Genomic DNA, 10,011 nt, shown 5'->3' with positions numbered 1-10,011 from the left:
GGATCGTCTCTTGCCGGAGTGATCCCCTCCAGTCTGCCAGCTCACCTCTTTAGTTTCGGGCGGCGCGGGTGTTGCGCTTACTTTGTTAACCCGCGGAACCAAAGAAAAACGTCTCCCCGACACGTCCACAGCCCGCGGCGTCGCGCGCACTTGGATTTTCCGACTCGGCATCCTGCCTCGGTCGGAAAACGCCGCACGTCCTGTGCGGCGCCCTACGGGTCTGCAATCGCTATTGCGGCATCGAGATTTGGAAAGAACAAAGCAACTGCAACTGCAACTGCAACTGCAACTGCAACTGCAACTGCAAAGCTACGGCTGCACGACAGCATCCGCCGGAATCGTCCACCCCTGCACCAGCGCATGGAGGATCCGCCGATCCTCCGCATCCAGCGGCCCATCGGCCAGCGCGCGGAACCGCAAGCGGAACGCACGCGATGTCGCGTCGAGATCGTCGACCGGATATCCCACCGTGCGCAGGGCCTGCACCACATCGAAGTCCACCGGCGCCGGCGGCGTGTCATCGCGCGGCCAGATGCCGTAGCCGTGCTGCGCAAGACGCTTCCACGGGAAATGCACGCCCGGATCGACCTTGCGGCCTGGCGCGAGATCGGAATGGGCAATGAAGTTTTCGGCGGGAATACGCCAGCGCGCCTTCAGATCGCCCAGCAACACGAGCAGGCTCTCAACCAGCGGCTCGGTAAACGGCACGCGACCGTTGTTGTCGAGTTCGATGCCGATCGATGCGGAGTTGACGTCCGACACCGCGCCCCAGCTGCCAGCGCCGGCATGCCAGGCGCGGTCGAGATCGGAGACCAGCTGGTAGCGCGCGCCGTCCTGGCCGATCAGGTAATGCGAACTCACGCGGCCGCCGCTGTTCGCGGTGCGCAATGTGTCGAGGCTGCGCTGCACCGAGTCCTGCTCGGTGTAATGCAGCACCACCAGCACAGGTCGACGCGCATCGTGGTTGGTCGACGGCACCCAGGTGGCGAGCGGATTGCGCGGTGCGTTGTGGGCGCAGGCGGAGAGCAGCAGGGCGACGAGCGCGGCGAGCAGAAGTTTCGGCATGCCCGCATTGCACCGCGCCGCGTCGGGCGACGCAACCCACAAAAGAAAGAAACGGGCGCCGGCCTTCCCCGCCGTCGCCCGCTGGCCCCGCTTGCATTGCCGGCGTCCGCGCGGCTGCGCGGACGCCGGGTGACGCTTACTTCTCGTAGGCCGATTCGCCGTGCGAGACGATGTCCAGACCTTCACGCTCCTCGTCTTCGGTCACGCGCAGACCGACGACGAGCTTGACGATCAGCATCACCACCGCGGTCACCACCGCGCACCAGAGCACGGTGAACGCGACGCTGATGAACTGCACCCAGACCTGCGCGCCGATCGCGAGATCGACTTCGGTGCCGCCCAGCGACTGCGCGCTGAAGACACCCGTCAGCAGCGCGCCGACGATGCCGCCGATGCCATGCACGCCGAACACGTCGAGGCTGTCGTCGGCGCGCAGCAGGCGCTTGAGACCGGTGACGCCCCACACGCACAGCGCACCTGCGGCCAGACCGATGACCACGGCGCCCATGGGGCCCACGGTACCGGCGGCGGGCGTGATGCCGACCAGACCCGCGATCGCACCCGATGCCGCGCCCAGTGCCGACGGACGGCCCTTGGTGAAGGCTTCGACGATGCTCCAGGCGACCACACCGGCCGATGTTGCGACCATCGTGTTGAGCATGGCCAGCGACGCACTGGCATCGGCGGCGAGCGCCGAGCCCGCATTGAAGCCGAACCAGCCGACCCACAGCAGCGATGCGCCGATGAAGGTGAAGGGCACGCTGTGCGGCTTGATCGCTTCCTTGCCGTAGCCCAGGCGCTTGCCGAGGAAGTACGCGCCGACCAGACCGGCGACACCGGCGTTGATGTGCACCACCGTGCCGCCGGCGAAATCGATCACGCCCTTGTGCGCGAGAAAGCCCGCTTCACCGCTCCACACCATATGCACCATCGGCAGGTAGGCGAATGTCACCCACAGGATGGAGAACAGCAGCACCGCCGAGAACTTGATGCGCTCGGCGAACGCGCCGACGACCAGCGCCGTGGTGATGCCGGCGAACGTCGACTGGAACACGATGAAGAGGAATTCCGGCAGGCCACCGGCATCCGTCTCCGCGGTGATGCCGCGCAGGAAGGCCTTCTCGGTGAACGAGCCGAAGAACGCATTGCCGTCGGTGAACGCCGCGCTGTAGCCGTAGGCCACCCACAGGATGATCACCACCGAGAACACCACCAGCACCTGCATGATCACCGACAGCACGTTCTTCGAACGCACCATGCCGCCGTAGAACAAGGCCAGGCCCGGCACCACCATCAGCAGCACCAGCAGCGTGGAGGTGAGCATCCACGCCACGTTGCCGCTGTCGAAGGTCACGGCCTCGGCCGTGTCCACCACCGCCGCTGCGGTCTCGGCCGCCGGCAGGTCCTGCGCGAACGCGCCGCCTGCCACGCCAAACAGCGCGCACGCACACAACAGCATCAGGCACAGCGCCTGCATCCGGGTCTTCCACCCGCGGAACTCGATCGTCTTCATAAAACCTCCGTGGGGTTAGAGCGCGTCGGCGCCGATTTCGCCGGTGCGGATACGCAGGGCCTGTTCCAGCGCGAGCACGAACACCTTGCCGTCGCCGACCTTGCCGGTCCCTGCCGCCTGGGTGATCGCCTCGATCGCCGCCTCGTACACGTCGTCGCTGACCGCGCATTCGATCTTCAGCTTGGGCAGGAAATCGACGACGTACTCGGCGCCGCGATAGAGCTCGGTATGGCCTTTCTGTCGACCGAAGCCTTTGACCTCGGTGACGGTCAGGCCGGTGACGCCGGCCTCGCCGAGCGCCTCGCGGACTTCGTCGAGCTTGAACGGGCGGATGATCGCGATGATCAGTTTCATGTAGGTCTCCAGGTGCGCGCGCCGTGTCAGAACGACTTGGTGACGGCGAGGGTGATGGTGTCGTCGGGACCGATCAGGTCGTTGTCGTTGAAGTTCAGGGCGATGTCGAAGCCGTTGTCGAACGACTTGCCCACACCCGCCGACCAGAACGCGTACGTCGCAGTGCCCGCGCTGCCGGCGACCCACTGCTTGCCGACGGCGCCGTTGAGGGTCCAGCTGGGTGCGAACTCCCAGCCCACAGCGACGTCGAGGTTGCTGCTGCCGTCGGAGTCGGGAATGCCGAACAGGTCGGTGACGGCGTAGGAGTACTTCGCGCTGAGGATGTTCCAGCTCACACCGGCGTAGAGCTCGGTGGTGTCGGCCTTGTTGAAGCCGGCGGGATAGCTGCCCGGATACCAGTAATGCACGGCGCCGACGTCGTAGCCGAAGCCGCTGTCGCCGAAATCGCCGCGGAAGCCGACATAGCCGTCGAGCTCGAGCTGGCTGGAGATATCCGGATCGGAATCGGACAGCCAGCTGATGCTGCTGCCCCAGGCGCCGGCATAGAAACCGCTGTCGTGCGCCCACTCGACGCCGCCCTGCAGGGCAGGTTTCTCGTCGGTCTGGCTGAGGCCGCGGAACAGGTAATCGCTGGTCAGCGTGATCGAGCCGGAGACTTCCGCGTGGGCGGCACCGGCGGACAGCAGACCTGCGCACAGCAGGGTGGCGACTGCGCTCTTGCGTGACGACATGACAGGCTCCTCAAATGATTGGAAAGCCCTCCCCGGTCATTGCGTACTGCGTCTGTTGTTGTTCTTGTCGCAGGCGGAACGTTCGGCGCCGGCGAGCCCCCTGGCTGCCGTCGCCGCGACCGGCGCTCTATGGCGCCTGTGCGGCCGCTGTCCAATCCATCGGTTGAAACCCGGACTCCGTGCGTCTGTCGGCAGTGCCGCCCACCGTGGGGGAGGGGGCGCCGCCGCTTCGGCGGTGGAAACGAATCGGGGCCGGCCAATGGCCAGCCCCGAGGTGCGTCAGATTGCGTAGTACATCTGGTATTCGAGCGGGTGCGTGGCGCCGCGGAACGCGGTGACTTCCTTCATCTTCAGCGCGATGTAGGCATCGATGAAGTCGTCGGAGAACACGCCGCCGGCCTTGAGGAAGTCGCGGTCCTTGTCGAGCGCGTCGAGTGCCTGGTCCAGCGAATGGCACACGGTCGGGAAGTTCTTCTCTTCCTCGGGCGGCAGGTCGTAGAGATCCTTGTCGCTCGGGCCGCCCGGATCGATCTGGTTCTTGATGCCGTCCAGACCCGCCATCATCAGCGCGGCGAAGGTCAGGTAGCCGGACTGCATCGGATCAGGGAAGCGCATCTCGATGCGACGCGCCTTCGGATTCGCCACATACGGAATGCGGCACGAGGCCGAGCGGTTCGACGCCGAGTAGGCCAGCATCACCGGCGCTTCGAAGCCCGGCACCAGACGCTTGTAGGAGTTGGTCGACGCATTGGAGAAGGCGTTGATCGCGCGGGCGTGCTTGAAGATGCCGCCGATGTACCACAGCGCCGTCTGGCTCAGACCGCCGTAGCCGTCACCGGTGAACAGGTTGGTGCCGCCCTTGGCCAGGCTCTGGTGCACGTGCATGCCGCTGCCGTTGTCGCCGACGATCGGCTTGGGCATGAAGGTCGCGGTCTTGCCGTTGCGGAAGGCCACGTTCTTGATGATGTACTTCATCGTCTGCAGCTCGTCGGCCTTCTTGACCAGCGAGTTGAAGCGCGTGCCGATCTCGCACTGGCCGGCGTTCGCGACTTCGTGGTGGTGCACTTCGACCTCAATGCCGACCTGTTCCAGCGTCTTGCACATCTCGGCGCGGATGTCGTGCAGCGAGTCGAGCGGCGCGACCGGGAAATAACCGCCTTTGATGCCGGGACGGTAGCCGCTGTTGCCGCCTTCGTATTCCTTCGATGAACTCCAGTGCGCTTCTTCGGATTCGATATGGAAGAAGGTATGGCCCATTTCGTTCGCGTAGCGCACCGAATCGAAGATGAAGAATTCCGGCTCGGGGCCGAAGAACGCCTGGTCGGCGATGCCGCTGGATTTCAGGAACGCCTCGGCCTGCTTGGCGATGCCGCGCGGGTCGCGCTCATACGACTGCATCGTGGTCGGGTCGAGGATGTCGCAGGTGATGACCAGCGTCGGATCGGAGGTGAACGGATCGACGAACGCGGTGGACGCGTCGGGCAACAGCACCATGTCGGAATTCTGGATGCCCTTCCAGCCGCTGATCGACGAGCCGTCGAACATCTTGCCGTCCTCGAACAGGCCGGGCTCGATGATCGACTTCGGGAACGTGACGTGATGCTGCACGCCGCGCATATCGGTGAACCGCAGATCGACGAATTCGATCTTGTGGTCCTTGATCAGCTTTTCGAGATTGTCGGTGGACATGAAGCGACTGCCTTGCGTGTTGATTGTGTCCCTGACTTACGCAATCGCCGTGCCAACCGTCTACGGCCAGTGAAATCAATTGGTTAAACGCTTGGCGCCGCAGAATCCGGCCAATTCACTTACGTGATTGGTGCGTTATTCCTACATTTGCACCTTGATGGTGCGTCAGCTCGGCAGCGGCAGTCCGCGGTCCGCCTTGACCGTGCGCAGCACGAAACTCGAGTTCACATCGTCCACTGCCGGCTGGTTGAGCAGGCGGTCGAGCAGGAAGCGCGAGAAGTGTTCGAGATCGCGCACGACCACCTGCAGCAGGTAATCCATGTCGCCGGTCAGCGCGTGACAGGCGATCACTTCCTCCCAGCCGTTGACCAGCGCGGCGAAACCGGCGACCGCGGCGCTGTCGTGGTGCTTGAGCTGCACGCGCACGAAGGCCTGCAGCCCAAGGCCCAGACGCTCGGCGCTGACGTCGGCGCGGTAGCCGGCGATCACCCCGTCGCGCTCCAGCCGCTGCACCCGCCGCAGGCAGGCCGAGGGCGACAGGTGGATGCGCTCGGCCAGGTCGGCGTTGGTGAGTCGACCATTGCGTTGGAGCTCGGCCAGCAGCAGCAGGTCGGTGCGGTCGAGATCGGCAGCAGCCATTCTCGTTGTCCTGAATTGCGGATATGCGCAAGATTATTGCGCGTATACGGCTTGGGCGCGCAATCACGCAAGCCTGTTGCAGCGAAACGGCGCTATCGTCGTGGATCAAGGAAATCCACTGGAGTCGCCATGTCCGCCCAGCCATCGAACGTCCCACGCCGCGTCGAGAACCTGCAGACCGACAAGGGCCGCGTGCCGGTCTACGCCACCGGCATCGTCGAGCAGCCCTGGGACACCTACAGCGCCGATGACCACGCGACCTGGGCCACGCTCTATGCGCGCCAGCGCGAACTGTTGGTCGGCCGTGCCTGCGACGAATTCCTGCAGGCGCAGGACGCGATGGGCATGACCCCGGACGCGATTCCGAAGTTCACCGAACTCAACGAGGTGCTCGAAGCCGCGACCGGCTGGACCCTGCTCGGCGTCGAAGGCCTGCTGCCGGAACTCGACTTCTTCGACCATCTCGCCAACCGCCGCTTTCCGGTGACGTGGTGGATTCGTCGCCCGGACCAGATCGACTACATCGAAGAACCCGATCTCTTCCACGACCTCTTCGGTCACGTGCCGCTGCTGATGAATCCGGTGTTCGCGGACTACATGGAGGCCTACGGCAAGGGCGGCGTCAAAGCGCACGGCATCGGCCCGGATGCACTGCAGAACCTGACGCGGCTGTACTGGTACACGGTGGAGTTCGGCCTGATCCAGCAGGCCGACGGCCTGCGCATCTTCGGCGCCGGCATCGTGTCGTCGAAGGGCGAATCGATCTATTCGCTGGACTCCGACGCGCCCAACCGCATCGGCTTCGACCTCGAACGCATCATGCGCACGCGCTACCGCATCGACACCTACCAGAAGACCTATTTCGTCATCGACAGCTTCGAGCAGCTGATGGAGGCGACCGGTCCGGATTTCACCCCGATCTATGCGCGCCTCGCGCAGCAGGACACGGTGGGTGCGGGGACGGTGCGCAAGGAGGATCGCGTGTTCCATCGCGGCACGGGCGAGGGCTGGACGGCGGGTGGCGATGTCTGAAGGCGGGGATTGGTGATTCGGGATTCGGGATTCGCGACAGCGTGCACGCGCGGGGAACTTTTCTAGTCTCGAACAGGCGCCCCACCGCATCCGTCATCCCCGCGCAGGCGGGACGTGCTTTTCAACAGCCGAATGGCTGGTCATCCATGGACTTTGATTTCGTCCTGACGTCCGTGGATTCCCGCCTGCGCGGGAATGACGGGTTTCTAGATCGCCAGCGCGATGTTCAGTCGCGTTTCTTCACCGATTCCACGTCCACTGCGCCCCGAGCATTACGCCCCGCCCCGGCCCAGGCTCGAAAAACCGTCCGTTGCCTTCGTTGACGATCACCGAGCCGATGTAAGCCTGGTCGAGGACGTTGTCGACGCGCACGAAGGTGCGCAGCTCGCCGGCATCGAAACGCCAGCGGCGTGCGCCTTCGAGGTGCAGCAGGGCATAGCCCGCTGCGCGCTCGGTCGCGAGATCGTCGACGACAACATTGCCCACGCCGATGCCTTCGATCGCTGCGCTCCACGGACCGCCACTCCAGTCGAGACGCGCGAACAATTGGCGCGCCGGCACACCCGGAATGCGCGCGCCGGCCGCGACCGCCGTGGCCGGCACGGTGCAGCCCGCACCGGTGCAGACGAGGTAGTCATCGCGGAAGGTCGCATCGAGCCAGGTCGCGGCGACGCTCAGATCGAACGACGCGCCCAGTGGCTGACGCAACGAAAGCTCGGCGCCCTGGCGGCGCGCGCGGCCGATGTTCTGGAAACTGCTGCGGCCGCCGACATTGCGCGCGACTGCGAGCTCGTCGTCGGTGTCGGCGCGGAACAGCGCGGCGTTGAGCGCGGCGCCCGAGCGCGCTTGCCACTTCGTGCCGATCTCGAGGTTGTCACTGATCGCCGGCGCGAGATCGAAGGCGAGCCCGGCGCCGCCGTCGGCGCGGTAGCCGAGTTCGTTGAAGGTCGGCGTCTCGAAGCCGCGGCCCGCGGACGCGTAGACGCGCAGGTCCTCGCGCGGCGCGAACGTGACGCCGGCCACCGGTGAGGTCTGGCGGAACTCGATGCGGCCGCTGTCGTCAGGATTGCTCGCGGTCACGAAGGCATCACGCGAGGTGAATTCGACCTCGCTGTGACGCACGCCCGCCAGCAGCGACCAGCGCGGCGCGAAGGTCCAGTAGAGCTGCGCGAACTGGTCGCGGTTCTCGACGGTGTTGCGCTCGTCGCGTCGCAGCCGCCCGCGCACGCCGAGCGTGTCGCCTACGAAATTCTCGAAGCCCTGGCGGTCCTGACGCTGGCGATCGGCGTTCGCGCCGACGGTCGCTTCGAGCGGACGCTCGGCCAGAGTGCCTTCCCAGGTCCAGCGCAGGTCGAGGCCGCCGTAACTATTGTCGAGATCGATGACGCCGCCCGAGCTCAACGGATTGCTCTGCGCGGCAGGCGGAATCGGCAGGTATTGCACGACCGCGCGCTCACCGCCGTAGGCCATCGCGCGCAGCGTCTGCGCATCGCCGATGCCGTGTTCGTAGACCGCGCCGGCCTGGCTCTGGCGCACGGTCTTGCGCGTATCGAACTGGCGCGCGACCGCGGCGACCTGGCGCGGGTTCTCGCGGACCTGCGCAGCGGTCAGGCCGAGCGGATCCTGCGCGTCGATGTCGACATGATTGGCAACGAGATCGAGCCGGCGACGATCACCGAAATCGAAGCGCAATTTCGCGTTCGCCGAATCGCGTCGCGCGGCGCTGTGGTCGCGCCAGCCGTCGGTGTCGAAACGCGACAGCGCGAGGTTGTAGCCGACCGCCTCCGTGCCACCACGCAGCTGCGTCGACAGGCTGGTCGTGTTGTCGCGCCCCTGGCTGGCCTTGAAGCGCCAGGGGTCGCCGGGCTGCCCGTCGGCGCTCCACAGCTGCACGACACCGCCCGAGGAATTGCCGTACAGCGCCGAGAACGGGCCGCGCATGATCTCGATGCGGTCGCCGCCGACCAGACTGAAATGCGAGAGCTGGCCCTGGCCGTCGGGCATCGACGCGGGAATGCCATCGGCGAACAGACGCACGCCGCGCACGCCGAACGTGGAACGCGCACCGAAGCCGCGGATCGACAGCTGTGTGTCCTGCGCGTGGTTCTGCCGGTCGCGCGCGAGCAGGCCCGGCACACCCGACAGCGGTTCGGAGGCGACAGTGCCGGCGCGGTTGCTGTTCGCGTCGTCGAGGCGGATCGCATCGACCGAGGCCGGCGTGTCGAAGTCGCTGACACCACGCAGGCGCGTCGCATCGACGCGTACGCGTTCGAGTGTGGTGGGCGCATCGCTCGCCGCCTGTGCGTGCGCGAAGCCGGGCGAGAGCAGGATCAGCGACAGCGCGATTGCCAGCGCGGTGGGGGCCGCGCGCATCAGCCGAACACCAGCTTGCCGCGCATCACATTCCAGTGGCCTGGGAACGAACAGAAAAAGGTGTAGTCACCGCCGCGCGTCAGACCGGCGGTGGGGAAGGTGATGGTCGTCGTCTCGCCGCCACCGATGACTTTCGTGTGTGCGATGACGCGCTTGTCGCCAGCGGGCAGATAGCTGCTGGCGAGATTCGCGCGACCGCCGGCGATCGCGACCGGGCGATAGTCTGCAGTCCGGGTCAGCACCCAGTTGTGACCCATCGCTGCAGCCATCTGGCGGCCGGTATGACGCAGGGTGAGGCGCACCTGGGTGCAGTCGGCGGCGACACGCAGTTCGGACTTGTCGAAGCGCATCGCATCGTTGCTGCCGATCGACAGATCGCAGGTGCGCGCGAACGCGCCGGTGGCAGGCAACAACAGCAGCAGCGCGAGCGCGCCGCGCAAGGCGCGGTTCGGCATAAGAACTCCGTGGGGAAAGCGGGGGCGTGCGATGCGACGCATCGCGTCGCGCATTGTCGCAAACGTCGACGTGAACGGCCCGGGACGGAATGTCGCAGACGAGGCTTGTTACAGCAGCTGCGCGGTTGCTCTCGATAGACCCACAGCACTGCATACCGTC

The 10,011-nt window shown here is 65.9% G+C and carries 9 protein-coding genes; 1 reads left to right on the top strand and 8 read right to left on the bottom strand.

Going from position 1 to position 10,011, the window contains the following annotated elements:
• Positions 1–309 precede the first annotated feature (309 nt).
• The 6 genes from J2W68_RS02435 to J2W68_RS02410 all read right to left on the bottom strand — a co-directional run bounded on the left by J2W68_RS02435 (position 310) and on the right by J2W68_RS02410 (position 5,991).
• Positions 310–1,065, bottom strand: a complete 756-nt coding sequence (locus J2W68_RS02435; protein ID WP_310232411.1) for an N-acetylmuramoyl-L-alanine amidase — start codon at positions 1,063–1,065, stop codon at positions 310–312.
• A 136-nt stretch (positions 1,066–1,201) separates the two neighbouring features.
• Positions 1,202–2,578, bottom strand: coding sequence for an ammonium transporter (locus tag J2W68_RS02430; RefSeq protein WP_310232408.1), 1,377 nt, complete (start codon positions 2,576–2,578; stop codon positions 1,202–1,204).
• Positions 2,579–2,593: 15 nt separating this feature from the next.
• Entirely contained in the window at positions 2,594–2,932 is a 339-nt protein-coding gene (locus J2W68_RS02425) for a P-II family nitrogen regulator (protein WP_310232406.1), read from the bottom strand.
• Between the two features lie 26 nt (positions 2,933–2,958).
• Positions 2,959–3,663, bottom strand: a complete 705-nt coding sequence (locus tag J2W68_RS02420; protein ID WP_310232403.1) for a TorF family putative porin — start codon at positions 3,661–3,663, stop codon at positions 2,959–2,961.
• A 279-nt stretch (positions 3,664–3,942) separates the two neighbouring features.
• Complete coding sequence (gene glnA / locus J2W68_RS02415; RefSeq protein WP_310232400.1) at positions 3,943–5,352, bottom strand: type I glutamate--ammonia ligase; 1,410 nt, start codon at positions 5,350–5,352, stop codon at positions 3,943–3,945.
• A gap of 165 nt (positions 5,353–5,517) precedes the next feature.
• Entirely contained in the window at positions 5,518–5,991 is a 474-nt protein-coding gene (locus J2W68_RS02410; RefSeq protein WP_310232399.1) for an Lrp/AsnC family transcriptional regulator, read from the bottom strand.
• A 129-nt stretch (positions 5,992–6,120) separates the two neighbouring features.
• Here J2W68_RS02410 and phhA point away from each other — a divergent pair, with 129 nt between their 5' ends.
• On the top strand, positions 6,121–7,023 hold the full coding sequence (gene phhA, locus J2W68_RS02405) for a phenylalanine 4-monooxygenase (RefSeq protein ID WP_310232396.1): 903 nt from the start codon (positions 6,121–6,123) through the stop codon (positions 7,021–7,023).
• A gap of 240 nt (positions 7,024–7,263) precedes the next feature.
• On the opposite strand, the gene J2W68_RS02400 is transcribed toward phhA, so the two are convergent.
• A complete protein-coding gene (locus J2W68_RS02400) occupies positions 7,264–9,396 on the bottom strand; it encodes a TonB-dependent receptor family protein (RefSeq protein WP_310232393.1) in 2,133 nt (710 codons plus the stop codon).
• Positions 9,396–9,851 carry an azurin gene (azu, locus tag J2W68_RS02395; RefSeq protein ID WP_310232390.1) on the bottom strand — a complete coding sequence of 152 codons (456 nt, stop codon included), beginning with the start codon at positions 9,849–9,851 and terminating at the stop codon, positions 9,396–9,398. Before azu ends, J2W68_RS02400 begins: the two co-directional genes overlap by 1 nt.
• Positions 9,852–10,011: the final 160 nt, after the last annotated feature.

Origin of the sequence: Luteimonas terrae (assembly GCF_031457535.1) — a bacterium.
In the GTDB taxonomy this organism is placed as follows: domain Bacteria; phylum Pseudomonadota; class Gammaproteobacteria; order Xanthomonadales; family Xanthomonadaceae; genus Luteimonas; species Luteimonas terrae_A.
This window is presented reverse-complemented; position numbering and strand designations above follow the sequence as displayed.